Below are 26,946 nucleotides of genomic sequence, written 5' to 3'. Positions count from 1 at the left end.
GACTTCCTATGGCATCAAACTGCCTGGTGCTAAACGCTTCGGCTCTCCGATCACTGTAAGCATATCATCTGCCAGCCGAATGACATTTCCACCTTCAATGCCTTGTGCTTCGCGCGCCATCTGCTCCTTTGTCTTTTCAAATAATTTCGGCGAAACAAAGTGCTTACATATAGCCGATACCATTCCGTTAATCATTCTTGGTATGCTTCTTACGCCTGTTCCGATTGCCCATCCATAATATAGATAAATATGATTATTATCGTTCAAAAGTCCCGGATCAAAGGTAATACACCTGTCATAAGTCGAGCCATCTGTATTTCTTACTTCACCGTAATATTCATATTTTCCAGCCGGTTCATCGCAGACTGCTACATGGATTGCTCCTGTAAAATGTCCGCCACTCATGGCATAGTAAAGATAATATCTGCCATCCTTTCCCTGTACCACATCCGGCGCATACATATACTTATCCTTTTCATTTCTCCCCGGATCCTGCTCAGCACGATATATGATGCCCTCACTTCTCCAATCGGAAAGATCATCCACAGGAGTCGAAAAGCACTCATAATCTAATACGCAGAATTCTGTGCCGTTTTCCTCATCATGGGATCCATAAACATAGAGTCTGTCACCAAAAACATGTGGCTCTCCATCCGGGATATAATTTTCCAATGGCAAATATGGGTTATAAATCTGTTGTTTCATTTTACATTCATTTCCTTTTCTATTTCTATCTTCGTGTCCTGACAATCCTGTATTACACATTTTGCTGCTGCAGCCAAAAATCTACGGCATGATTCTTTATTTTACTATACAGCAGATACTTCAAAATTTCTTGTAATTATGTTCGCGTTTTATCAACTTTTCCTATATGCACATTTTCCTGCTATGTTTTGTTAGAAAAAATATCAAAAATTTGTAATAGAAAAAGAGACCCTTGCTTTCACACCAGTCTCTTCTTCAGAAGGGTTATATATAAAAAAGGTTTTCTTACTCCTTTACTTCTCGCAGACTTCTTCCTGATAACCTACGATTTCGTCTATTATTTTAGGAATCTTTCAAAAGTATTTTTTCAGTTCTTGTTTTCTTTTTTGTAATTATGTATGATATTTTACAGAAACATCAAAGGCAGTCCTACGGATTTGCCTGTCTTACAAATTGGAGGCTATTATGAGAGAAATTGATTATGATTACATTGCCAAAAACATTTCTTCGCTATCTTTAATCGCCATGCGCGTTTATAAAAATAACAAAGAAATCATTCATTATGATTTGTCTAATTTCCCCAAAGATCCCGCGTCACCCTATATTGATACACTTTTACAGGTAAACGAAGGGGTGAACTACTATATTTCACCCTATGAACATTTTTATGGCATCATAAAACATGGTGAATATACCCTCATTTTAGGACCTACTTTTCAGATTACGCCGCCTAAAAATCAGATTCGGGAATTCATGTTTTCTCTTGATTTAAAAATGAATTACATGGAACAATACCAACAATTGCTCAGCAGTATAACCCCTATGCCGCTTGAACTATTTTTACATGAGCTCTGCCTGATTTATTACTATATCAGTGACAAAAAACTAGAATTATCCGATGTTGCTATATACGATTCCCATAGCAATATTTCCAAACAGAATATTGATAACCAGACAGCGATTGAAACAAATGAGCAAATGACAAACATTTCCCATATAGGAAAGCGCCCTATGAGTGAAAACGACATCCACAGCATTAATGACATTGCAAGTGCACATGCTTCTATTGATGACTATAATGATGCCGTTACGCCTGCACACACGACTTATCTCTTTGAAAAAGAGATGATTTCCTGTGTCCGTGAGGGTGATTTGGACCGTCTCAACGAACTCTTTAAGCTGAATTCTGCCGGTCGTGCCGGCAAAGTAGCACCAACTTACTTGCGACAGTTAAAAAATATTTTCATAACATCCGCCACACTTTTATCACGTGCTGCCATTGATGGAGGACTTCCAGTAGAGGAATCTTTGACCTTAAGTGATAAGTATATCCAACATGCTGAAAGCTATAACAATCCGGAGCAAGTCATGAACTTGCAATATCACATGGTGATTGACTACACAACACTTGTAAATGAAATTAAAAAAGGAAATCGTTACGATAAATTTATGCGCTCCGTAACGGGATATATCCGGGAACATTTAACGGAAGAATTTTCTGTGGATCAGATGGCTCAGGATCTTTTTTTAAGTCGCAGTTATCTGTCAACCAAATTCAAAAAAGAAACCGGTATGACCTTGTCACAGTATATTCAAGAACAAAAAATCGAAAAAGCGAAGTCTCTGTTAAAAACGACTGATCGCTCTATTTTAGAGATAGCAACCTATTTAGGCTTTTCCTCCCAGGGGTATTTTCAGAATGTATTTAAGAAATTGACCGTTATGACGCCGAAAGAATACCGAAATCAATAGAAGACGCCGCTCTGCACCTGTCGGTATGCCAAAAGGGACGCTCCTTGTGGCAAAAGGAACGTCCCTACAAACTACAACTCGTATTTTCTAATTTCACAATTTTGTGGTCTTGGTCTCCACTTGATTCCATTTCTACGGTTTTCAAGAACTCCACAAAGAGCCCGGATAATGCCACCGTGACAGACCACAAGCACGTTTTCATAGTCCTCTTTTTTGAGATCTTCGATAAAAGAACGACTTCTTTTCACCATAGATGAAACAGGCTCCACCGTCTTAGGTGCCGGTATGATTTCCGGAAGCATCCAGTATAAGGTCATAAATGGTCCTAATTTTTTATAACTCTTTTTTTCGTATTTTCCAAAGTTTACCTCGATGATACGCGGATCCACGATCAATTCCTCTTCGGATACACCTCCGATGATCATGGCTGTTTTCTTTGCTCGCTTCAATGGGCTGCAGTAAACAGCGTCGAACTTCATATCACCAATCTTTTTCCGTGTTTCCTCTGCCTGCGCAATTCCTGTTTCGTTCAGTGGTTCGTCATAAACGCCCTGCATCAACTGCTTTTTGTTGAGATCTGTCTGCCCATGTCTTGTAATCCAAACTTTCATGTATGTTATCCTCTTTCTCTTATACGCAAAAATGCGATGGGATATATTTCTATACCAAGCCATCGCTTCTTCGCATTTTATAAATCGTCTACGGCATCCTTAAGTTTGCCCATAAATCCTTTTTTCTTCTTTTCTTCCTTAACCGCTGTTCCTCCGGCTTTCAAGGTCTTTCCTGTCTCATCATCAAACTTACGCAAAGTTTCTTTTGCTTCATGACTAAGAGAAGTCGGAACCTGTACCACTAAAGTAACATAATGGTCACCACGCATATTCTTATTACGCAAAGACGGAATACCTTTTCCACGCAAGCGGATCCTGGTATCGGTCTGTGTGCCGGGCTTCACTTCATATACGACCTTTCCGTCCAAGGTATCGATCATGACTTCACCGCCCAGTGCTGCCTGTGCAAATGAGATCGGAGCAGAAGAATAAATATCGTATTCGCTTCTCTGGAAGATCGCATGCGGGGCCACACGAACCTCAACCAAAAGGTCTCCTCTAGGTCCTCCGTTGATGCCCGGCTCTCCCTTTTCACGGATACGAACACTCTGACCGTTATCAATACCAGCAGGAATAGATACAGAAATTCTCTTTTTACGGGAAATGTATCCGGTACCATGGCAATCACTACATTTTTCTTTGATGATCTGCCCTGTTCCCTGACATTCCGGACAAGACGTTACATTCTGTACGGTTCCAAAGAATGATTGCTGTGTAACTACGATCTTTCCCTTACCGCCACACTTCGGACAGGTATCCTTTGTGGTTCCAGACTTTGCACCGGATCCATGACAAGTTGCACACTCATCTTTTAATACCAGTTCGATCTCTTTTTCACAACCAAATGCTGCCTCTTCAAACTTGATATTGACTCTTGCACGGACATTCTGCCCTTTCATCGGTCCATTGTTGGTACGTCTGTTGCCGCCACCGCCAAAGAAATCACCGAAGATATCTCCAAAGATATCTCCAAAATCCATGCCTGAGAAATCAAATCCGCCGCCACCGGCACCGCCGTCAAAAGCAGCATGACCAAACTGATCATATTGTCTTCTCTTATCCGGATCACTCAAAACAGCATAGGCTTCAGAGGCTTCTTTGAACTTTACCTCTGCTTCTTTATCACCCGGATTCATATCCGGGTGATATTTCTTTGCCAACTGTCTGTATGCTTTTTTGATCGTTGCGTCATCGGCATTTTTATCTACGCCAAGGACTTCATAATAATCTCGCTTCTGTTCTGCCATGTTTTTTATACTTCCTTGAAGTCTGCATCTACGACATCATCATCTGCCGCATTGTAAGTGGTGTTTGCTCCCATATCAGGGCCTGCACCGGCACCCATGTCAGGACCTGCCCCCTGTGCGCCTGCTGCCTGAGCCTGCTGTTCATACATCTTGGTGAATACCTTCTGTGCACTCTCCTGCAATTTCTCCTGTGCAGCCTTTAATTCTGCTATGGTTGCATCATCCATAGCCTCTGCTTCCGGATGTGCCTCGAGGATTGTCTTGATCGCTGCGATATCAGCCTCAACTGCTGACTTATCTGCCGCATCGATCTTGTCGCCAACTTCTTCCAAAGCCTTCTCTGTCTGGAATACAAATGCATCAGCATCGTTTCTGGTGTCGATGGCTTCCTTACGCTTCTTATCCTGTGCTTCAAACTCAGCAGCTTCCTTAACAGCCTTCTCAATGTCCTCATCAGACATGTTAGATCCTGCTGTAATGGTGATGTGCTGTTCCTTACCTGTACCAAGATCCTTAGCGGATACATTTACGATACCATTGGCATCGATATCGAAAGTAACCTCGATCTGTGGAACACCACGACGTGCTGGAGGAATACCATCCAGACGGAACTGTCCTAAGGACTTGTTGTCTCTAGCAAACTGTCTCTCACCCTGTACTACGTTGATATCAACGGCTGTCTGGTTATCAGCAGCAGTAGAGAAGATCTGGCTCTTCTTGGTAGGGATCGTTGTATTTCTCTCGATCAACTTGGTTGCAATACCACCCATAGTCTCGATAGAAAGAGAAAGTGGTGTAACATCCAAAAGCAAGATCTCACCGGCACCGGCATCACCTGCTAACTTACCACCCTGGATAGAAGCACCGATGGCTACACATTCATCCGGGTTCAAAGACTTGCTTGGCTCATGTCCTGTAAGTGCCTTTACCTTATCCTGTACGGCTGGGATACGGGTTGATCCACCAACAAGGAGAACCTTTGAAAGTTCACTTGCTGTAAGACCTGCATCCTTTAATGCGTTCTGTACCGGAATGGCTGTTCTTTCTACAAGGTCATGTGTTAATTCATCGAATTTAGCACGTGTTAAGTTCATATCAAAATGCTTTGGTCCTTCTGCTGTTGCAGTGATGAAAGGCAAGTTGATGTTTGTTGTTGTTGCAGCGGAAAGTTCTTTCTTAGCCTTCTCTGCTGCTTCTTTTAATCTCTGGAGAGCCATCTTGTCAGTAGAAAGGTCAACGCCTTCTGCCTTCTTGAACTCATCCAGCATCCAATCTGTGATCTTCTGGTCGAAGTCATCGCCACCAAGACGGTTATCACCACTTGTTGCAAGAACTTCGATAACGCCATCACCGATCTCAATGATAGATACATCAAATGTACCACCACCTAAATCATAAACCATGATCTTCTGCTCATTTTCATTGTCAAGACCATAAGCAAGTGCTGCTGCTGTAGGCTCGTTGATGATACGCTTTACATCAAGACCAGCGATCTTTCCGGCATCCTTTGTTGCCTGACGCTGCGCATCATTGAAATATGCAGGAACTGTGATAACTGCTTCTGTGACAGGCTCACCCAGATAGTTCTCTGCATCGCTCTTTAACTTCTGTAAGATCATTGCTGAGATCTGCTGTGGAGAATACTTCTTACCATCGATGGTACGACCATTGTCTGTACCCATATCTCTCTTAATAGAAGAAATTGTCTTTTCTGCATTTGTAACTGCCTGACGCTTTGCAGGCTCACCGATCAATCTCTCTCCTGTCTTTGTAAATGCTACAACAGACGGTGTTGTTCTTGCACCTTCCTGGTTGGCGATAACGGTTGGCTTACCACCTTCCATAACTGCTACACAAGAGTTTGTTGTACCTAAATCAATACCAATAATTTTTCCCATGATTTTTTCCTCCTATTTATCATCACATTGTTATTGTCTTTATTTTAAATTAGCATTGCTACCAATTTGACTAGTTTGCAACCTTGACCATGCTATGACGAAGCACTGTATCGTGATACATATAGCCCTTTTGGAACTCTTCTACGATCTCGCTCTCGCCGGCTTCTTCATCCTCCACATGCATCACTGCGTTGTGGAAATTCGGATCAAATTCATTGCCGAGCGCCTCGATCGGACTCACGCCTGCTTCCTCCAAGGAAGTCATCAGTTGTTTGTAGATCATCTGCATACCTTGTGCAAATGGATCTTCGCTCTCTTCCATGCCCTTAAGACCTCTTTCAAAGTTGTCAACGACCGGAAGGATCTTTTCCAAGATGCTCTTTGCTCCCACTTCATACATCTGTGATTTTTCTTTCTCAGAACGTTTGCGGAAGTTCTCGAACTCGGCCATCTGGCGTCTGACCTTGTCGGTCAGTTCTTCGATCTGTGCATCCTTTTTGTCTTTCTTTTCTTTCTTTTTGAAAAAGCCTCCATTTCCTTTTTCTTCCTCAGCTTCTTCTGCGGATTCTTCTTTTTCCTCCGCCTCCTCTTTGGTATCAGCGGCTTCTCCTGCCTCTGTACTTTCTGTATCTTTTTCTTCGGAAGTCTCTGTCTCGACTGTCTCGTCTACTTTGACTTCTTCCCTATCTTCCTGCTTCTTTTCCTCTGCCACTTTTACATCTCCTTCCTATGTCATTCCCTTTTCAAGATCTTGTCAAGCTGCGACTTAAGATTTTTCAGGTTATCCATGACATTTTCGTAATCCATACGCTTTGGTCCGATAATTCCTATCGTGCCCTTCACGCCCTCACCTAATTCATAGGTGGCTGTCACGACGCTGCAATCTTTCATTGTCTGGATCGGTGACTCATTTCCAATATATACCTGAATGCCGGTTTCTTCATCTCCCTGTGTCTCAGAGATCAGATCTGCCAGCGCCTGCTTTTCTTCAAAAGCACTGATCAACTCACTTGCTCTCTGGGAATCGGAAAGTTCCGGATATTTGAAAATATTCGTTGCTCCACTCGTATAAATCTCCAGATCGTCATCTTCGTGAATCGTCTCAGCCACGGTATTTAAGACTTGTGCAATGATCTCTTCGTGAATACCCGCCTGCTCTTTCATCTTGGTGATGAGCCCTAAGTTGATCTCATCGACGGTAAGCCCGTTCAAGTTGGTGTTCAAGAGCATGTTGAGTTTCAACATAGTCTCATTGCTCAGAGGTTCCTCAACCGGAATGATCTTGTTCTTTACGATGTTGCCTTCCATAACGACCACCGATAAGATCTGGTGTTCATCTACGGCAGATAACTGTACGAACTTGAGACGGTTGCGCTGGACACTCGGTGCAGATATCATCGTGGCGTACTGCGTATTGTTGGCAAGTACCTTGACGACCTGTTTTAAGAGTTGTTCCATCTTCTCCGTCTTTTCGATCATCAGATCCTTCATCTCGGTCACTTCCCGATCCTTGACTTCCATCAAGTGATCTACATAGAAACGGTAACCCTTATCGGAAGGAATACGTCCTGAAGAAGTATGCGGCTGTACGATGTAGCCCAGTTCCTCAAGATCCGACATCTCATTACGAATCGTAGCAGAACTCAGATTCAGATCTGACATCTTGGAAATGGTACGGGAACCAACCGGCTCTCCGGTTTCCAGATAGTTCTGTATGATGGCGTTTAAAATTTTCTCTTTTCTCTCACCTAATTCGTCCATCGGATACCTCATCTGATTTCCTTGTTTCTAAGATTGTTAGCACTCATTAACTTAGAGTGCTAATATCTTTAAACCTAATGTATCACTGCCCTTTTGCTTTGTCAACACTTCTCACAATTTTTTTTATTTATTTTTGTGAATTTTTTGTGGCGCAGGGACGCTCCTTTTGCCACATGGACTGTCCCCTTTGGCGCAGATGATCTTACAGGAGGAACTGTGCCAGGGCATAATTGCTCAGATCCATTCCCTTGTCGGTCAAAAAGATCCGCCCCTCTGCCACTTCTAGCAAAGCCTCCTGCCGCAAATGTTTGATGGTCTCGCCATAGACGGACTCTATCGAGCAGGAAAAGCACTTGGCAAAATCCTCTCTGGTAACTCCTGCATTCATGCGCAGTCCCAAAAACATAAATTCTTCCATGGCATCTTTTTTAGAAAGACTCGTTACTTCCTGCCATAAAGGCGACGTCAGATTTTCTGTTTCTTCTATATTATTAGAAGACAATTTGTCCGCACACAGATCCATATACTGATAGATGTCCCGCACATTTGCCATACGACGGTCGCTTACCATGGAGGCTGCGCCAATGCCAAGTCCCAGATAGTCGCCCCGCCGCCAATAAACGGTATTGTGATAGCAGGCATAACCTTCCCTGGCATAGTTGGATATCTCATATTGCTGATAGCCGTGTGCGATCAAAACGCTTTGTGCCATCTTGGACAGGCGGTATTCCTCGTCCTCGTCCGGCAAAAATTCTGTTTTCATCCCAGCATGCTGCTTGACCGCATCAAATTTATAGCGATCATAAAAAGGGGTTCCTTCTTCCACGATCAAAGAGTAGGCAGAGACATGTTCCGGTCGCAGGGCAATGACCTGCTCTAAAGTATGCATCAATTTTTCCGGGGTCTGTCTCGGCAATCCTGTCATAATATCCACGTTCAGATTGTAAAATCCGCTTTTGCGTGCCATATCAAAAGTCCGCAAAAACTGTTCGTAACTATGGATCCGTCCCAAGAGACGCAGTTCGTCATCATTAGCCGATTGCAGACCGATGCTTAAACGATTGATCCCCATCTTACGGTATGCGCTAAATTTTTCCATCGTTACCGTTCCCGGATTACATTCCATGGAAATCTCAGCATCCTGACCGATAGTAAATTTTTTATGTAGGGCATCCATGATCTTTCCCATATCCGATGCATCCAGCCAGGATGGGGTACCGCCACCAATATATATAGAAGAAACAGCAACTGATCGCAGTTGCTGTCCCATGTAAGCGATTTCTTTACAGAGGCTTTCGGCATATCTTTTTTGTATGTCATTATCATAGGCTCCTGATAAAAAATCGCAGTAATCACATTTTTTTACACAGAATGGAATGTGTAGATAAAGACTGACCTCTTTCATATTTACTAATCCTCGTCCAATTTTAACACGCTCATAAACGCCTCCTGCGGGATCTCTACATTGCCCACCTGGCGCATACGCTTCTTTCCTTCCTTCTGTTTTTCAAGCAATTTCTTCTTTCTGGAAATATCACCGCCATAACACTTGGCAAGCACATCTTTTCGCATAGCCTTGACCGTCTCTCTGGCAATGACCTTACTGCCGACCGCTGCCTGGATCGGGATCTCGAACAAATGACGCGGGATCTCTTCTTTTAATTTTTCACACATCTTGCGCCCACGTTCGTATGCCGTTCCACTGAATACGATAAAGGAAAGGGCATCCACTTCTTCCTTATTGATGAGGATATCCAGTTTGACCAGATCAGACTTGACATAGCCCTTCATCTCATAGTCAAAAGATGCATAGCCGCGGGATCTGGATTTTAAGGCATCAAAGAAATCATAGATGATCTCATTCAAAGGCAGGGTGTACTTGAGCAGGGCACGCGTTTCTTCCATATACTCCATACTGATGTAAGTTCCGCGCCTCTCCTGACACAGATCCATAATGGCTCCGATATACTCGCTCGTCACCATGATCTCCGCCTCTACGACAGGTTCTTCCATGTATTCGATCTCTGACGGATCCGGCAGATTGGATGGATTGGTCAACTCGATCATGGTGCCATCCGTCTTATACACACGATAAACAACGCCCGGTGCCGTTGTCACCAGATCCAGATTATACTCTCTTTCCAGTCTCTCCTGGATGATCTCCAGATGCAAAAGTCCAAGGAAACCACAGCGGAAACCAAAACCAAGGGCTACCGATGTCTCCGGTTCAAATTGTAAAGATGCATCATTTAACTGCAATTTTTCCAATGCGTCTCTTAGATCCGGGTACTTGGCTCCATCCGCCGGATACAGACCACAGTAGACCATAGGATTGACCTTTTTATAGCCCGGCAAAGGTTCCTTGCACGGATGCTTCTTGTGTGTGATCGTATCGCCCACGCGGGTATCTTTGACGTTCTTGATGCTGGCTGTCATATAACCGACCATGCCAGCAGAAAGTTCATCACAAGGGATAAATTGTCCGGCTCCAAAATAACCGACTTCTACAACATCCGCTGTCGCGCCTGTTGCCATCATCAGCACCTGATCTCCGGGACGAAGCGTTCCCTCCTTGATACGGCAAAAAACGATCACGCCCTTGTATGCATCATACAAAGAGTCAAAGATCAATGCCTGCAGCGGTGCCTTTGGATCACCGGTCGGTGCCGGCAATTTGGTAACGATCTGCTCTAAGACTTCCTCTACATTCAGACCGGTCTTGGCAGAGATCAGCGGTGCATCCTGCGCCTCTAAGCCGATCACATCCTCGATCTCGTCTTTGACACGCTGCGGCTCCGCACTTGGCAGATCGATCTTGTTGATGACCGGAAGGACATCCAGATCGTGATCCAATGCCAGATAGACATTTGCCAACGTCTGCGCCTCGATTCCCTGTGCCGCATCCACCACCAGAATAGCGCCGTCACATGCCGCCAGACTACGCGATACCTCATAGTTGAAATCCACGTGTCCCGGTGTGTCGATCAAGTTGAAAATATATTCTTCCCCGTCTTTTGCCTTGTAGATGATACGCACCGCCTGAGACTTGATCGTGATACCACGCTCACGCTCCAGATCCATATTATCCAAGACCTGTGCCTGCATCTCACGATCGGTAAGCAGGCCCGTCATCTCAATGATACGGTCTGCCAGTGTTGACTTGCCGTGATCGATATGGGCTACAATACAAAAGTTACGAATTTTGCTCTGATCTATTGCCATGAAAATTTATCCTCCGCATTTCCTATCGAAAATTTGCTCATTTGGTTAGATTATACCATAGGAATACGCGTCTTCTCAAGTGTGCGATTGTCCCAATAGTACATAGGCAAGGATATTGGCGAGCGGATCCATGGCATTATAGACCTCCTCAAAGGTGTTGGTCTGCGCCCCCACCTCGATCAGCATGGACTTGGGGCACATATGCATATTATAACGATAGCCCTTCAAAAAGACCGGTCTGGTAAAGCCCGGATACAGTTCTGCCGCCGCGATCTGCATTTGCAGAGAAGTTGCCAGATTATCCTGCAGATTCGGATTTTGCAGATAATCGATCGGACCGGTCGATGTCGTTCTGCTCAGCCCATTGAAGAACATGATCTTTGCCGTCTGCTTGCCACCTATATCCGTCACCAGATGGACATCATCCCCCACACCATCTCTATGTAGATCGATCACAACCTGTATGGTCGGATTGTCCGCCAAGACCTGCCTGATCTCCGGTTCCGCGTTGGAATAGGCATAATCGCGCCCATCCACGTCATATTTGCCCCGATGATGCAAGACAGGAATCCCATAGGTATCCTGCAAAAGGCTTGTCAGGCGATCCCCCAGCCCCATGACCGTCATCCCTTCCGATCCATCCGAGTCCACAAATCCTTCTTGTGAATGTGTATGATAGATCAAAATGACTGGTCCTCCCACATTTGTATCAATGGTCAGATCTTTTGCTAAAAGTTGCCCCGGATTCAGTTCCGAGGAATCGATCGTCGTTGTGCGGTCAATCCGATAAAAGTTTTTGACCAGATAATCAAAGTCCAGCAGTTTATCCCGATTGACCTCTGCCTGCTTTGTCCAAACCGGTGTCGCTGTAGCAGCCACATTTTCTGCCCCGGCCGCAGCGATCGGATCCTGTGTCTCCTCCTCATCCCCATTTGCCTTTTGCGCATCTGCACTGATTTCTATGTTGGCATTTTTTGTATCTTCTTGCTTGCCGGAATTTTCTATGGCAGCCAGCAGAGTCAGTTCATCTTTTGACTCATCTTCCCCATAGACATATGCCATGACCGGTGTTGCCAATTCCATCTGCTGTAAGAGCAGGTCTGACAAAGATGCCTCTGTCGTTTGAAAGCAGAACACCGGCACACATAATTTTAATAATTGATAATACAAAGACCACTTGGCACTCACAAATCTCTCCTTTTCCCCACGCACCAATATATGCGTTTTTTTTCGAGATATGCCTGCCTATGCCAAAGGGGACGCTCCTTATGGCAAAAGGAACGTCCCTGTGGCTAGACTCTTGGGACAAAAGTCATGTTGAGTCCTTCCGATATCGTAAAACTCAGGCGGTTGACCGCCTCGTCAATGTCTTTGGATGTCACATACATGGTATTTAACTTGGGTGAGATCAGGCTACGCACAGAGGCTTCCATCTCCTCCGGTTCTGATTTGTTTTCCTCCATGAGCCCCATACAAAAATCCGCAATGATGGTCGCTGCATCAACGACTGTCGGAATACCGATCGCGATCACAGGGATGCCCAGATGCTCCTCGGTAATGGCATTACGGTAATTGCCAACACCGGATCCCGGAATGATGCCTGTATCTGTGATCTGGATCGTCCGGTTGAGCCTTTTGATGCTGCGCGCGGCAAGCGCGTCCACTGCAATGACCAGATCCGGCTTGGTTTCGGCAACAATTCCACGCAGGATCTCCACGGTCTCCATGCCTGTCTGCGCCATGACCCCCGGCACAATGCCACTGATACTGCAGCACTGATCCAGTTCCACCAGATATTTTCCGAACTCCTCCAACAAATGTCTGGTGATAAACAGATGATCGATCACTTTCGGACCCAGGGCATCCGGCGTGACCTCCCGGTTTCCCAAACCAATGACTAAGATCTTGGCATTTCTATAATCTTTTGGCAAAAAGGTCTTCAACTGCTCGGAAAAGATTTCCGAGATTTCCCGATGGTAGCCGCCGTCTTCTTCCATCATCTGATCCGCTTCGATACTGACATAAGTCCCCCGCGGCTTTCCCAGTGTCTTTGCCGCCTTTTGTGTGTCAATGCATACTTTTGTGATGACCACATCCTCGCCTCTCTTTTTCTTCTCCACCCGGATCCCGGATACTTCCTTCCCATCCGGTCGTTTTTCCGATGTTTCCACCGCAAGGTCTGTTCGAATCTGAAACATCCCGCATCATGCCCTCGTTTCTTAAAATCTTTTCCTTATTGTTTGCACTTTTTTATGAAATATGTATTGACAGACAAGGCTTACTGCTCTAAAATAATCTAGTATGTTTGTAACAGACTGTCCGTGTCCGGCTTTGTTACAACAGAGTTACTATTATTTTTATATCAAGACATTGGAGGTGTACAGATTGGCTAACATTAAATCTGCTAAGAAGAGAGTATTAGTTACAGAGATCAAGACTGCTAGAAATAAAGCAATCAAGTCTAAGGTTAAGACTTGTATCAAAAAGGTAGAAGCAGCCGTTGCTAACAAGGATAAGGAAACTGCTAATGAAGCACTCATCGTTGCTATTTCTGAGATCAACAAGGCAACAAGCAAGGGTCTCTACCACAAGAACAATGCAGCAAGAAAGGTATCTCGTCTTACCAAGGCTGTTAATTCTATTGCTTAATTTTTTGAACATAAACAAAAAGAAACACCAGTACCGTCATACTGGTGTTTTTCTTTACGCGTTTTTCCGGTTCAACCCGCCCATTTGATCATCAGCATCTCGACTGCCAACTGGTCATTGATCCGTCCTGTCTTTGCTCTCTCATCCAGATCTGCCGCATCTTCCAATAAAGCCCGGATCTGTTCCATGGTAAAATTCCTTGCAAGTCCCAGATTCTTTCGCACAATAAAATCACGGATGCCCATCTTGCCTGCGATCGTCTGTACATTCATCCCCTGCGATGCCATATCCTTCATGACGTACATCTGGTCAAACTGTCGGATGATCAGCGCCAGAATACGGATCGGCGGTTCCTTTGTCGCCAGCATATCATGATATAAATCCAATACCTTTGGCAGATTCTTGGATGCCACAAAAGAGATCATGTCAAAGACCTTGGTGTGCACCTGTTTGGTACAGATCGTCTCCACATCTTCCAAAGTGATTCCATCCTTATCATATACATAAGAAAGAAGTTTTTCCATTTCCATATCCATGTGATCCATGGAATCATTGCTGCGCTCAAAAAACTCATTCCAAGCATCCCGTGTCATCGTCTTTCCCGCCGCCTTGACACGCGCCATCATCCAGGAAGTCAGCATCCTCTCATCTGGCATGGAAAAATCCACCGCACTGCCTGCCTTTGCGATCGCTTTGTAAGCCTTGGAACGTTTATCCACGTCACTCTCCACAAAGACCATGCAGGTCGTCTCCGGGATATTGGAAAAATAGTCTGCCAAAGTCTCCTGTGAAGACTTAAAGAAACCGGAATCCTCAACCAGTACCACCCGTCTGTCTGCAAAAAAAGGCATAGTATCCGCAAAACTGATGATCTCCTCTATGGATGAATCCTTGCCCTCATACTTGGCAAAGTTCATGGTATCGCCCTGCCCCATGAGGGCTTTGGTTAATTTGTCCCGATATTGCTTCTTAAGATAATCCTCATCTCCATATAAAAGATAGGCTGCTTTAAATTGTCCTGTTTTGATATCTTCATCGATTGTTTTCATGATTATTATTATACCCGATAACGCTCGAAAAAAAAAAGAGATGTGACTTGCATCACATCTCTTACTAAACGCAATTTCAATTTTAGTTGTATTTACGTTTTCTAGCAGCTTCAGACTTCTTCTTACGCTTTACGCTTGGCTTTTCATAGTGCTCTCTCTTGCGGATCTCCTGCTGGATACCTGCCTTAGCACAATTGCGCTTAAATCTACGTAATGCGCTATCTAAAGATTCGTTCTCTTTAACTGTTACACTTGACATAGTCTTACACCTAACCTCCCTCCAGTTGGGTATTGTGCATATTCAACTGTTTGGGTAAATATCTTTGCACAGTAAAATATTATAGCATAAAATAGCGACACGTCAACAGTTTTCTTCAGAAACTGTCAATTTCTTCAACAGCAGATCAGCCTTAAGCCAACTGCCCTGCAAGTGCATCTGCTACTGCTGCGATAGCATCCGGAATGCCTGCCGGATTCTTACCGCCTGCCTGTGCCATATTTGGACGACCGCCGCCGCCACCGCCTACAAGACCTGCGATCGACTTGATCAGGTTTCCTGCATGAGCACCGGCTTTCATGGCACCGTCGGTTGCCATAGCAACGAGATTGACCTTGCCGTCCTTTGCAGATGCAAGTACAATCACGCCCTCGCCCAGTTTATTCTTAAGATCATCGCCCAGATCACGCAGACCATTCATATCTACACCGTCAACAGATGTTGCTAAAAGTTTCACACCAGATACTTCTACCACGGAATCCATAACATCACCAAGAGCACTCTGTGCTGCCTTTGCCTTTAAGGATTCGTTTTCGCTCTGGAGTTCCTTGACCTCAGCCATAAGTTTTTCCAGACGCTCTACCAGATTTGCTGGAGTCGCCTTTACGGTCTTGGCAGCCTTTTGCATCTCTGCTTCCATATTTGCATAGTAAGCAAGTACATTATCTCCGGTCAGTGCCTCGATACGTCTGACACCGGCAGCAACGCCATTTTCAGAAAGAATCTTGAATGCCATGATATCTCCGGTATTGGCAACATGAGTACCACCGCAGAATTCCTTGGAGAAATCGCCCATGGAAACCACACGGACCTTCTCGCCGTACTTTTCGCCAAAGAGTGCCATAGCACCGGTCTTTTTGGCTTCTTCCTGTGTCATGATCTCTGTTACGACCGGCAGATGCTCTGCGATCTTGGCATTTACCATATCCTCGACCTGTTGTAATTCCTCCGCTGTCATAGCAGAGAAATGCGTAAAGTCAAATCTGGTGCGCTCACCGTCCTGAAAAGAACCGGACTGTGCTACATGGTTGCCCAATACCTCCTGCAAAGCCTTCTGCAATAAGTGTGTTGCAGAATGGTTGCGGCAGATATTCATACGATTGGTCTTGTCCACAGACAGGGTCACTTCCTGTCCGACCTCGATCATGCCCTGTTCCATATGTCCGACATGACCATACTTGCCTCCAACAAGTTTTACGGTGTCATCTACGATGAACTTGCCGCCATCTGTATAGATCACGCCCTTGTCACCTTGCTGACCACCCATGGTAGCGTAAAATGGTGTCACATCACATACGATGGTTCCATTCTCGCCCTCAGCGATGCGGTCTGCAAGTTCAGATACCACCTTGCCCTCGGCATCTTCTTTTGCCGTAGCCAGTACTGTCACCTTACCGATATCCTCCAACTTGTCGTATCCGGTAAATTCGGATGTGATGGAAAGGTCTACATTTTCAAATACAGATGCGTCTGCGCCCATATAGTTGGTTGCTTTACGAGCGGCTCTTGCCTTCTGACGCTGTTCTTCCATACAGGCCTGAAATCCTGCTTCATCATAAGAGAATCCCTTTTCTTCCAGGATCTCCTGTGTCAGATCTACCGGGAATCCATAAGTGTCATACAACTTGAAAGTATTCTCGCCGGAAAGTTCCTTGGATCCCGCTGCGACCATGTCCTGCTCCATCTGTGCTAAGATGGCAAGACCCTGATCGATCGTTTTATTGAACTTTTCTTCTTCTTCGGTCAGCACCTTGAAGATGAACTCTTTTCTTTCTTCTAATTCCGGATAACCGTCCTTACATTCCTCAATAACCGTATTGGAAAGATTTGCAAGGAAAGAATCCTTGATGCCAAGCATTCTGCCGTGACGTGCTGCACGACGGATCAGACGACGGAGCACATAGCCGCGTCCCTCATTGGATGGCATAACACCGTCAGATACCAAAAATGTTGAGGAACGGATGTGGTCTGTGATCAGACGGATGGAAACATCATCCAAGGCATCTACCTGATATTTCTTGCCACAGAGTTCGCAGATGCGGTCACGGATAGCCTTCATGGTATCAATATCAAATACAGAATCTACATCCTGCATAACAACTGCCAAACGCTCCAGTCCCATACCGGTATCAATATTCTTCTGCTCTAACTCGCTGTAGCCACCCTTGCCATCGCCGTAGAACTGTGTAAATACGTTGTTCCATACTTCCATGAAACGGTCACATTCACAGCCGACCTTACAATCCGGTTTGCCACAGCCGTATTTTTCTCCACGATCATAATAGATTTCAGAACACGGTCCGCAAGGTCCTGCACCATGCTCCCAGAAGTTATCACATTCTCCGGTCTCCGGGTCACGATAAAAACGAGTGATCTTTTCTGCAGGTACACCGATCTTTTTGTTCCAGATTTCAAATGCCTCGTCATCCTCTCCATAGATAGATGGGTAGAGACGGTCCGGCTCCATGCCGAGAACTTCTGTCAAGAACTCCCATGACCATGTGATCGCTTCTTCCTTAAAGTAATCCCCAAAAGAGAAATTACCAAGCATCTCAAAAAATGTCAGATGGCGTGCTGTCTTACCAACATTTTCAATATCTCCTGTTCTTACACACTTCTGACATGTTGTCACACGACGTCTTGGTGGGATCTCCTGTCCTGTAAAATATGGCTTAAGTGGTGCCATACCGGCATTGATCAGTAATAAACTATTGTCATTGTGTGGTACTAGGGAAAAACTCTTCATGGCAAGATGTCCCTTGCTCTCGAAGAACTCCAAGTACATTCTTCTTAATTCGTTTACTCCATACTTCTTCAACGTATCTTCCTCCGAAACTCTATTCTTGAGCAGTTGTATCTTCTGCTACTGTATTTTGCTGCGCATTCTTCGCATTTTTTCTCTTGGCTAACTTAACGCCAAGCATCGCTCCACATACAGCGATGGCTACCAATATAACGAATAATATCAGATAAGACAAAAAACTGCTTACGATCATATCTTATGCCTCCTTATGACATGGTATTTGTAACATTACTATTATATAGAAATCATATCTTCATTTCAAGATGCTCTATCCATTATTTTACTTCTGCCAACTTGGTCTTTGCCATTTTTTCTATCGCATCAAAAGTCCTTGACATAAGTACGAAATCGGACTATGATCTTCCAAGTACGAAATCAGACTTAAGGAGTGATCTACGATGCAAAATTCATCTATAACCATGAATACTGCTCTCAAAGAATACAATCGCATCTTTCGGGAGATCAATTTAATTTATCAGGAAACTGCGCAAAGCCTTGGACTTTCCCACAGTGCCTTTGATATCTATTATGCCATCTGCCAGTTGGGCGACGGCTGCCGTCAAAAAGATATTGCAGACCATACCTTCCTTTCCAAACAGACCATCAACTCCACCATTCATCAGATGGAAAAAGACGGACTGATTACCCTGCGTCCGGGCAAGGGACGTAGTAGAAACATCTATCTCACCCCACTCGGTCAGGACATCATTTATGCAAAAATACGTCCTGTCATCGACTGTGAGAACCGCTCCTTCGATACCATGACACCCGCGGACGCAGAAGTCCTGCTCCAATCAAGTAACACGTATATTTCGCATCTGCGCGCCGCTTTTTCAGATCTATTAGGAAAGGACACGAAACAATGAAGATTCAACTTTCAGAACATTTTACTTATAGCAAATTACTCCGTTTTACATTTCCATCCATCATCATGATGATCTTTACCTCTATCTATAGTGTCATTGATGGATTATTTGTATCAAACTTTGCCGGCAAGACCGCACTTGCCGCCATCAATATCATCTATCCTTTTATCATGGCTGTCGGGGCACTCGGCTTCATGATGGGAACCGGCGGCAGCGCTCTCGTCGGCAGACTGCTTGGTGAGGGAGAAAAAGAAAAAGCCAACAAGACCTTCTCCCTCATTGTATATACGACAGCCATAGTAGGCATTCTCCTGTCCGCTCTGGCTTTTCTTCTGGTTCCAACAGTATCCAGACTCTTTGGAGCCTCCGGACAGTTACTGGATTACTGCATTTTATATGGAAGAATCTGCTTTCTCTCCATGCCCTGCTTTATGTTGCAGAATGTTTTCCAGTGTTTCTTTATTACTGCTGAAAAGCCGCGACTCGGACTAGACGTCATCCTGTCTGCCGGCATCACCAACATGGTTTTAGACTTTTTGTTTGTCGCTGTTTTCGGACTTGGTTTAAAAGGTGCTGCGATCGCAACCGTCTGCGGCGAGATTATTGGCGGACTGGTTCCTATCCTGTATTTTGCTGGAAGAAATCACAGTCTTCTACGCTTGGGACGGACTTCTTTTGATGCCGGATCCATTCTCAAGACCTGCACCAATGGTTCCTCCGAACTTATGACAGAACTCTCCTCCTCCGTCGTTACTGTACTCTACAATACGCAGTTGATGAAGATTGCCGGAGAAAATGGTGTTGCTGCTTATAGTACGATCATGTATGTCAACTTCATCTTTGTAGCCATATTTTTAGGATACTCCCTCGGCAGTGCGCCGATCATCAGTTTCCATTATGGTGCCGGTAATCACGACGAACTCAAAAATATGCGCAAAAAAAGCCTGCGTCTCATCGCAGTCTGGGGCATTGGCATGACCATTATTTCCCATATCTTCGCCCTGCCTTTTGCCCGCTTCTTCGTAGGTTACGACTCCGAACTTTTAGCCATGACTATACACGGATTCCGCATCTATGCCTTTGTATATCTGCTTAACGGCTTTAACATATTCGGATCTTCCTTCTTCACAGCGCTGAACAACGGCATGGTCTCTGCTACTATATCCTTTCTGCGCACGCTTGTATTTGAAGTCATCTGCATTCTGCTTTTGCCGGTCTTCTTTGGCATCGACGGTATCTGGTCTGCCGTATTAGTCGCCGAAGCACTTGCTTTGTGTGTGACCAGTTTCTTTCTTATCACAAAAAGATCCCGCTATCACTACTGATAGCAGGATCTTTTCTTTAAAATGGCAGAGCCATCTGTTTTTCATCTGCAGCAATGAGTGGCACATCATCTAATAAATATGCTTCCGGCTGGTCTGCCGCACTGGTTGCGAGTTGATCGCACCGCTCATTCTCCGGATGTCCGTCATGGCCTTTGACCCAGACAAATTGCACCTGATGTGGTGCTTTTGCCTCTAAAAGAGTTTTCCAAAGATCGACATTTTTGACCGGCTTCTTATCTGATTTCACCCAGTTCTTTTTCAGCCAATTGTCGACCCAATGCTGGTTAAAGGCATCCACAACATACTTGGAATCAGAATAAATGGTCACCTGACAAGGCTTGTTGAGTGCCTGCAAAGCACGGATAACGCCCAGAAGTTCCATTCGGTTATTGGTTGTCTTCTTGTAGCCACAGGACAATTCCTTTTCATGCAGATTTCCCGCACTGTCTCTCACCTGTAAGATCGCACCATAGCCTCCCGGTCCATCAGGATTGCCTCTTGCTGCGCCGTCTGTAAAAATTGTAACATGCATTTTCTTTTCTCCTAATTCAAGTCAAATATGATATTCTCCCGGTCAATATCCACAACCTTTTGTGAAAGTCCTACCAGTTCCGGTCTGCGCTTGAAGCGGTCGATCAGGTCATACTGCTTCCACATATGCATCGGGAATACCAGATCCACATCCATATTTTTAAGGAAATATTCCATGCCCAGATAATAGGCATCCCCCAGACGCGGATCCAAAACCACAAATGCCAGATCAATGTGACGGTTCTTGATGCGGTTCAGCTCACGCTTGTAGGCATCCCCGTAAGTCTTGGTGTAAAGTTCGCCTTCCATACCGGAATTCCACCAGTGCAGATCGCCTGCATGATAAATACTAAGCCCTTCTGCCTGCACCAGATATGCCACGCCTGCATCCGTCGAGCGCAGCGTCTCTACCACCAGATCGCCGATCTCATACTTCTCGATAACCGATACAAAATGGATCTGCTTTTTGATCTCCGGGTCAAGTCCATTGCGTAAAAGATATGCTCGTCCCAAGCGGATATCCTTGGAAAAAATATAACTGATCTGCGGATATTTTTCCCGCCAGCGCAAGACCTCCAGAGAAAAATGATCCTTGTGGCTGTGGGTGGCAAAGACATAAATATGCTTATTCGCATCCAGTTCCGGCATCTTTCCCTCAAAGTGCACTGTCTCTACGGCTTCCTTGGGGAAATAGTCAAAGACCAGAATGCTCTTATCCAGTTCCACTACAAAACACGAGTGCCAAACATAAGTAACCCGTAACATAATCTGTCCTCTTTCTTCTTTATTTCATACGCCCGATAACGGCATTCGCCTTGGCGTAGATCTCTTTTGGATCAAAACCAATCTCAAACTGTCCGTTTTCATAAAGAATCCGTCCGTTTACCATAGTCATGATCACATTCTGCTTGCTGCCACTGTAAACGATATTCTTTGCAATATCATTTTCCGGCTGCATATTAGGCTGCATCAGATCGATCATGATAATGTCTGCCTTCTTGCCCACGGCAAGACTATCGCAATCCGCCAGTCCCATACACTGCGCGCCTGCCGCCGTTGCCATATAAAGTACTTCTTCTGCCGGGACACAAGCCGCATCCTGCTCCTTTACCTTGGCAAGTGCTGTTGTAAGGAACATTTCCCGGAACATATCCAGACAATTATTGCTTGCCGGACCATCTGTTCCGATGGCAAGCGCGATCCCCTCATCCAGATAACGCTTGATCGGTGCAATGCCGCTGGCAAGTTTTAGGTTGGATGCCGGATTGGTCACCGCGGTCAGCTGCCGCTTCTTAAAGATCTCAAAATCGCCATCCTCCATATGGATGCAATGATAGCCGCCACCGCCGTAAGTATACATACCCAGGGCATCCGTCAGACCGGTCGGTGTCATGCCCCATCTTTCCTTACATTCTTTTACCTCAAGTGCCGTCTCGGCATTGTGTAAAAAGACAGGAGATTTGACCTTATTGGCAAGTGCCGCCAGTCCTTCCATACGGTCTCTTGAAGTCGTATATTCCGCATGAAAACCAAGGATAAAGGAAGCCAGTTCTCCCATCTCATTTACGCGGTAATAGTCTTCTTCCAGTTCTTCCAGACTGCTGGAAAAGTTATTAAAGCCCGAGGTCTGCACCGTCCGGAAACCGCAATCGATCGAAGCCTTGGCATTTGACTCCGGGAAGAAATACATATCAAAATTCGCGGTGATTCCGCTCGTCAGATATTCCATGATACCCAAAATATCCAGCCAGTAAATATCATCTGCCGTCAGTTGTCCCTCCCTTGGAAAAACTGCCTCATTTAACCAGCGCTGTAAGGGCAGGTCGTCTGCATAAGAGCGCAGGAAGGTCATTGCCGTATGCGTATGCGCATCCTTAAATCCCGGCATCAAAAGATTGCCTTTGGCATCGATCTCACGATCCCAGATCACGATCTCGTCCACGGAAAAGACATGCGACAGATCCTTGCCATCCCCAATATAGCAGATTGCATTGTCCCTGACCCACAATTCCCCTTCTTTGATCTCAAAGCCGTGCCCCTGCCCCGGCAAGAGCATCTTTGCATTGTAAAAACGTATATTCATTCCCCTAAATATCCTTTCTCCTATTTTATCGGATCCTTAAATCCCCACCGGATCCGTCCTTATTTACCCGCTTCATGCATATGACCGATGGCACAGGTCACAAGTGCAGAAAAATCACGCTCAACCATCTTACCAGCTTCGATCACTTCTTCCTCTGTCAGAGGGTGTGGTGAAATCCCTGCCGCCAGATTGGAAATGCAGGAGATCCCAGCGATCTTCATGCCCATATGATTGGCAGCGATGGCTTCGCAAGCTGTACTCATGCCTACAGCATCTGCCCCCAAAACGCGACACATACCGATCTCCTGCGGCGACTCATAATTTGGTCCCGGCAACTGGATATAAGTACCCTCCCGCAAAGGAATATCCAACTGACAGGCGGACTTGCGGATGATCTGCTGCAAGTCTTCATCATAGATATGGCTCATATCCGGGAAGCGATTTCCCAATTCTGCGATATTGGCACCGCGCAGTGGCGATGGCACAAAGGTCGCGATCTGCCCGGTGATCATCATCAGATCTCCCGCAGAAAATCCCTGTCTGATACCGCCTGCTGCATTGGTCAAAAATAAGATTTCTGCCCCCATCATCTTCATCAGACGGATCGGCAGCACCACATCCGTCATATCATAGCCCTCGTAATAATGCACACGTCCCTGCATGGCAACGATCGGCACCCCCTCAACATAGCCAAAGACAAACTGTCCGACATGTCCCGGTGCTGTCGATACCGGAAATCCCGCAATATCCCCATAAGGGATCCGCTCGACCACTTCCATTTTGCTGGCATAATTACCTAGCCAGAGCCAAGTACCAATGCTATTTCCGGGGTAAACGGAATACGCGCACGGATACTTTCATAGCAGGCACATAGTTTTTCATATACTGGATTCATCCCTTCTCCTCCGCTTTCCATCTTCTTCAAATTTACTTCTAAGTCTAACATAAAAAAAGAAGCCGGGCAATACTGCCCGACCTCTCGTCATACTTATCGTATCTTATACAAAGTAAATTACTTTGCTGCTCTTGCCATAGCCTGCTCGTAATCTCTTGTACCAACCCAGATATCGTTCTTGTATGGGTTCTTCTTCTGCTCAATAGATCTCTTGATGATAACAGAGATACAGATTACGTTTGCTACAAGTGCAAGGATTGAGACAACACCCTGTGCTGTTGGGTTTGCTGTGATTCCCATGTCAGCGATAACTTCGTTAGAAGTATTTACACCACTGTTGTAAACAGCGATTGCCTTGTCATAAAGATCAAGTGCTGAGTAACCCTTTGCTGCTGCTCCACCGTAAACAGATGGAAGAACTGAGAAAGTCTTGCTCAACTGGAACAATGGGAATACCTGAGCGAACATACACCAGATTGCAAGTGTGTTAGCACGGTTCTGAATCCAACCACCCTTGTTCCAAAGTGCGTTAGCAAATGTAGGAGCAAGAAGAAGTGCAACACCACAATACCATGTATGTGTAGGTAAGTTAGCATATGTATACTGGAAGTTCCAAATATCGTATGCAACAATGAACCATACAGTCATATCAGGCCACAACATATCTTCTGTGTTCTTGTCCTTTGATGAGTAGATTCCCCACCAGCCTGTCATACAGAAGATGTTGATGAGACCAGCGATAGCGTTGAGTACGTTCCACCATCCACCATAAAGGAATACACCTTCGTTGGATGCCCACCAAGCACCTGAAAGGTCGCCTGTGATTGCGAAAGCATGTACTGCTGACTCAAGGTCAGAAACAACTGCGATCATGATGTTGGCTGCTACGATCAACCATGGGAATGGCTTGAACCAATCTTTGGCACCAATGCCCCACTTGTACTTGATCATCATGAAGCCGACACATCCGATATCTGCTGCATAGAGTTTGAAGTAATGGAACCATCCATCCATGTACTCCATAGTTGTATTGGATGCACCGCCAAATGCGCCTAAATGCATACCAATAAAGTAAACTGTCAGAATGATTGGAATGATAACGAAAATTAAAATTCCGCCGGCCTTTGTACGACGACCAATCTCATTCATGATAATGAGTCCTGCAAACACAAGTACCCAGCCTAAAAGCTGTGTAGCAGATGTGCTGCCATAAATCTGAAACAACATAATTACATTCCTCCCTTACTTTGTATTTATACGTTGTTCTCTTGAGGACTTATCCCTCATTTCGTTATGATTTTAACACTTAGTTTATATAATTTCAAACTTTTTTAATAAATATAAACAATCTTCCTCATTCGTTTAGAATTGTGTAATAATTTGTCGAATTTTGTACGACACGCGGGGTTTTATGTCTAATTTTTGCACACATAAGCGATGGGTGCGTATCGCAATTTCAGCCACATTTTACGATCATGCACCCCTTTTCCAAAAAATCCTGCTTTCTCCAATGTCACATCTGCACTCTTAGGCAGTACCAATGTCTTTACACGACCGGCATCCGAAAATGCATCCTTTCCAATCAGCGATCCACTCTGCACATAATATCTTTGCCGTACTTGCCGGTGTCATGAACGCGGATCATCAGATCCATCTTGTCATCCTCCTGCGCAATCTTTTGCACAAGAGAACGCATTTTTCATTTGTATTCCGTATCATAAAGTATATATTAAATCCGTATTACCACAAAAGTTGGAATTTGTACCTATATAATAATGCAAATCAATCCACCATTGTTGTCATTGACGATCTTTTGCATGGTATCCTGCAACTTCAACTGACATTCATCATCCATGGCGGCGATCTTACTGCGCATACCGTCCTCCATCAGTTCACCAACCGACTTACCAAAGATATTGGTCTCAAAGACACCTTCCTTGGTCTTTTGTCCCTCCTTGATATAGTCGATCAGATCCTGCGCCTGCTGTTCACTGCCGACGATCGGCGCGATCTCTGTCTCAATGTTGGCACGGATCATATGAATGGACGGCGATAAGGCTTTCATCTTGACCCCAAACTTATTACCATGGCGGATCAGCACCGGTTCTTCCATGGTGATATCAGACAGTTCCGGCGATACCACCCCGTAGCCCTTTTGCTCCACGGACTGCATGGCATCTGCCACCTTTTCATAGGATCTGCGCAGGTTTGACAGATTGCCGATGTAGGATAAGAGTTGATATTCGCCTGTGATCGGCATGCCCGCTAACTGCGAGATATTTTCATAGTAGAAAGACTCCTCCAGACTGATGGAAATGGAGATCCGTCCGGTTGCCAGATCCACGCCCGTCAATGTTGTCTTCTCTATGTAGTCCTCCGGCTGGGAAAAATCAATGGCAAAAATATCCCGCACTTTTGTCGTATCGGCTAAGATCCTCTTTGCATAAGAAGCAATGCTCTGCTTGATCTCATGATCTGCCGGCAGCATTTCCACCCATTTTGGAATGGAAAAAGAGATGCCACTGACCGGAAATTCATATAAGACACGCGACAAAAGTTCTTCAAAATCTTTTTTGACCATCTGCTGACAATTCATAGGAAGCACACTGCACCGGTATTCCGCTTCCAGAGCCTCTGCCAGTTTTTTGGTCTCCTCGCTGTGGGGATGCCCGGAATTGATGATCATAACATAGGGCTTTCCGATGGCACGCAGTTTTTCCACCGTGCGTCTTTCTGCCTCCACAAATGCCTCGCGATCCAACTCTCCAAAGGTGCCGTCACAGGTGATGACCACCCCGATCGTCGCATGATCCGAAATGACCTTTTCTGTCCCGATCGTAGCCGCTTTTTCAAAAGGGATCTCGCGGGTTGACCATGGCGTTTTTACCATACGCTCCTTATCGCCCTCCATGGCCCCCTTGGCTCCCTGGATCAAAAATCCCACACAATCGATCAGGCGGATCTTGCAGGTCAGGTCATGCTCCAGTTCGATCTCTACCTGCTCTTTCGGCACAAACTTTGGCTCCGTCGTCATGATGGTACGCCCCTGTGCTGATTGTGGCAATTCATCCACCGTGCGTCGCAGGGCATTTTCCTCTTTGATATTCGGAAGCACCATCTGCTCCATGAACTGTTTGATAAAGGTAGACTTACCGGTACGCACCGGTCCTACAACTCCTATGTATATCTCTCCGTTTGTCCTGCTCTGTATATCGTTATATAAAGAAAACCTTGTTTCTCCCATAAGAAAAAGCCCCTCCCATATTTACTCT

Annotated in this window: 24 protein-coding genes and 1 pseudogene; 4 read left to right on the top strand and 21 right to left on the bottom strand. The window is 45.2% G+C overall.

Annotation, left to right across the window (positions count from 1 at the left end; genetic code table 11):
* Positions 1-6: 6 nt before the first annotated feature.
* Positions 7-705 (bottom strand): family 43 glycosylhydrolase, encoded by a 699-nt coding sequence (locus DW996_RS01365; protein WP_118534649.1) that lies wholly within the window; start codon positions 703-705, stop codon positions 7-9.
* Between the two features lie 465 nt (positions 706-1,170).
* Between DW996_RS01365 and DW996_RS01360 the strand changes: the two genes are divergently transcribed.
* Positions 1,171-2,457, top strand: coding sequence for an AraC family transcriptional regulator (locus DW996_RS01360; protein WP_118534648.1), 1,287 nt, complete (start codon positions 1,171-1,173; stop codon positions 2,455-2,457).
* Positions 2,458-2,528: 71 nt separating this feature from the next.
* Here DW996_RS01360 and DW996_RS01355 read toward each other — a convergent pair whose 3' ends face one another.
* The 9 genes from DW996_RS01355 to gpr all read right to left on the bottom strand — a co-directional run bounded on the left by DW996_RS01355 (position 2,529) and on the right by gpr (position 13,394).
* The gene (locus tag DW996_RS01355; RefSeq protein WP_118534647.1) at positions 2,529-3,068 is read right to left on the bottom strand and encodes a histidine phosphatase family protein; all 540 of its coding nucleotides are present in this window, start codon (positions 3,066-3,068) and stop codon (positions 2,529-2,531) included.
* A gap of 77 nt (positions 3,069-3,145) precedes the next feature.
* On the bottom strand, positions 3,146-4,315 hold the full coding sequence (gene dnaJ / locus DW996_RS01350; protein WP_118534646.1) for a molecular chaperone DnaJ: 1,170 nt from the start codon (positions 4,313-4,315) through the stop codon (positions 3,146-3,148).
* Positions 4,316-4,320: 5 nt separating this feature from the next.
* Positions 4,321-6,213 carry a molecular chaperone DnaK gene (dnaK, locus tag DW996_RS01345; RefSeq protein WP_118534645.1) on the bottom strand — a complete coding sequence of 631 codons (1,893 nt, stop codon included), beginning with the start codon at positions 6,211-6,213 and terminating at the stop codon, positions 4,321-4,323.
* A gap of 70 nt (positions 6,214-6,283) precedes the next feature.
* Positions 6,284-6,925: a nucleotide exchange factor GrpE gene (gene grpE, locus DW996_RS01340; RefSeq protein ID WP_118534644.1), complete on the bottom strand. Its 642-nt coding sequence runs from the start codon at positions 6,923-6,925 to the stop codon at positions 6,284-6,286.
* Positions 6,926-6,945: 20 nt separating this feature from the next.
* Positions 6,946-7,974, bottom strand: coding sequence for a heat-inducible transcriptional repressor HrcA (gene hrcA / locus DW996_RS01335; protein WP_118534643.1), 1,029 nt, complete (start codon positions 7,972-7,974; stop codon positions 6,946-6,948).
* Between the two features lie 202 nt (positions 7,975-8,176).
* The gene (hemW, locus tag DW996_RS01330; RefSeq protein WP_118534642.1) at positions 8,177-9,379 is read right to left on the bottom strand and encodes a radical SAM family heme chaperone HemW; all 1,203 of its coding nucleotides are present in this window, start codon (positions 9,377-9,379) and stop codon (positions 8,177-8,179) included.
* Between the two features lie 5 nt (positions 9,380-9,384).
* Complete coding sequence (gene lepA, locus DW996_RS01325) at positions 9,385-11,196, bottom strand: translation elongation factor 4 (protein WP_118534641.1); 1,812 nt, start codon at positions 11,194-11,196, stop codon at positions 9,385-9,387.
* Positions 11,197-11,271: 75 nt separating this feature from the next.
* The gene (spoIIP, locus tag DW996_RS01320; protein WP_243098627.1) at positions 11,272-12,384 is read right to left on the bottom strand and encodes a stage II sporulation protein P; all 1,113 of its coding nucleotides are present in this window, start codon (positions 12,382-12,384) and stop codon (positions 11,272-11,274) included.
* Between the two features lie 104 nt (positions 12,385-12,488).
* The gene (gene gpr / locus DW996_RS01315) at positions 12,489-13,394 is read right to left on the bottom strand and encodes a GPR endopeptidase (RefSeq protein WP_118534640.1); all 906 of its coding nucleotides are present in this window, start codon (positions 13,392-13,394) and stop codon (positions 12,489-12,491) included.
* Between the two features lie 187 nt (positions 13,395-13,581).
* Between gpr and rpsT the strand changes: the two genes are divergently transcribed.
* Positions 13,582-13,845 (top strand): 30S ribosomal protein S20, encoded by a 264-nt coding sequence (gene rpsT / locus DW996_RS01310; RefSeq protein ID WP_118534639.1) that lies wholly within the window; start codon positions 13,582-13,584, stop codon positions 13,843-13,845.
* A 71-nt stretch (positions 13,846-13,916) separates the two neighbouring features.
* Here the strand turns inward: rpsT and holA are convergent, their stop codons facing one another.
* From holA to DW996_RS01290, 4 genes are all read right to left on the bottom strand, one after another.
* Positions 13,917-14,894, bottom strand: a complete 978-nt coding sequence (holA, locus tag DW996_RS01305; RefSeq protein ID WP_118534638.1) for a DNA polymerase III subunit delta — start codon at positions 14,892-14,894, stop codon at positions 13,917-13,919.
* 82 nt (positions 14,895-14,976) lie between these two features.
* Positions 14,977-15,153 (bottom strand): 30S ribosomal protein S21, encoded by a 177-nt coding sequence (rpsU, locus tag DW996_RS01300; RefSeq protein WP_118280914.1) that lies wholly within the window; start codon positions 15,151-15,153, stop codon positions 14,977-14,979.
* A 151-nt stretch (positions 15,154-15,304) separates the two neighbouring features.
* Positions 15,305-17,989, bottom strand: coding sequence for an alanine--tRNA ligase (gene alaS / locus DW996_RS01295; protein ID WP_118280913.1), 2,685 nt, complete (start codon positions 17,987-17,989; stop codon positions 15,305-15,307).
* 19 nt (positions 17,990-18,008) lie between these two features.
* Complete coding sequence (locus tag DW996_RS01290; RefSeq protein WP_118280912.1) at positions 18,009-18,167, bottom strand: vanadium nitrogenase; 159 nt, start codon at positions 18,165-18,167, stop codon at positions 18,009-18,011.
* A 205-nt stretch (positions 18,168-18,372) separates the two neighbouring features.
* Between DW996_RS01290 and DW996_RS01285 the strand changes: the two genes are divergently transcribed.
* On the top strand, positions 18,373-18,840 hold the full coding sequence (locus DW996_RS01285; protein WP_118280911.1) for a MarR family winged helix-turn-helix transcriptional regulator: 468 nt from the start codon (positions 18,373-18,375) through the stop codon (positions 18,838-18,840).
* Positions 18,837-20,165 carry an MATE family efflux transporter gene (locus tag DW996_RS01280; RefSeq protein ID WP_118534637.1) on the top strand — a complete coding sequence of 443 codons (1,329 nt, stop codon included), beginning with the start codon at positions 18,837-18,839 and terminating at the stop codon, positions 20,163-20,165. The genes DW996_RS01285 and DW996_RS01280 overlap by 4 nt, the downstream gene beginning before the upstream one ends.
* Before the next feature lie 16 nt (positions 20,166-20,181).
* On the opposite strand, the gene rnhA is transcribed toward DW996_RS01280, so the two are convergent.
* The 7 genes and pseudogenes from rnhA to spoIVA all read right to left on the bottom strand — a co-directional run bounded on the left by rnhA (position 20,182) and on the right by spoIVA (position 26,918).
* Entirely contained in the window at positions 20,182-20,697 is a 516-nt protein-coding gene (gene rnhA / locus DW996_RS01275; RefSeq protein WP_118280909.1) for a ribonuclease HI, read from the bottom strand.
* 11 nt (positions 20,698-20,708) lie between these two features.
* Positions 20,709-21,461 carry an MBL fold metallo-hydrolase gene (locus DW996_RS01270; protein ID WP_118534636.1) on the bottom strand — a complete coding sequence of 251 codons (753 nt, stop codon included), beginning with the start codon at positions 21,459-21,461 and terminating at the stop codon, positions 20,709-20,711.
* A 19-nt stretch (positions 21,462-21,480) separates the two neighbouring features.
* Positions 21,481-22,779, bottom strand: a complete 1,299-nt coding sequence (locus tag DW996_RS01265) for an amidohydrolase family protein (RefSeq protein WP_118534635.1) — start codon at positions 22,777-22,779, stop codon at positions 21,481-21,483.
* A 59-nt stretch (positions 22,780-22,838) separates the two neighbouring features.
* Positions 22,839-23,674, bottom strand: a pseudogene (locus DW996_RS01260) (purine-nucleoside phosphorylase).
* A gap of 117 nt (positions 23,675-23,791) precedes the next feature.
* Positions 23,792-24,901, bottom strand: a complete 1,110-nt coding sequence (locus DW996_RS01255; protein ID WP_118280906.1) for a DUF5692 family protein — start codon at positions 24,899-24,901, stop codon at positions 23,792-23,794.
* Between the two features lie 188 nt (positions 24,902-25,089).
* Entirely contained in the window at positions 25,090-25,275 is a 186-nt protein-coding gene (locus DW996_RS01250) for a hypothetical protein (protein ID WP_118534634.1), read from the bottom strand.
* A gap of 164 nt (positions 25,276-25,439) precedes the next feature.
* A complete protein-coding gene (spoIVA, locus tag DW996_RS01245) occupies positions 25,440-26,918 on the bottom strand; it encodes a stage IV sporulation protein A (RefSeq protein WP_118534633.1) in 1,479 nt (492 codons plus the stop codon).
* Between the last annotated feature and the right edge of the window lie 28 nt (positions 26,919-26,946).

Origin of the sequence: Roseburia sp. AM51-8 (genome assembly GCF_003478275.1) — a bacterium.
Lineage (GTDB): Bacteria > Bacillota > Clostridia > Lachnospirales > Lachnospiraceae > Pararoseburia > Pararoseburia lenta.
Note: the sequence above shows the minus strand (reverse complement) of the source record. Positions and strands in the feature narration are given on the sequence as shown.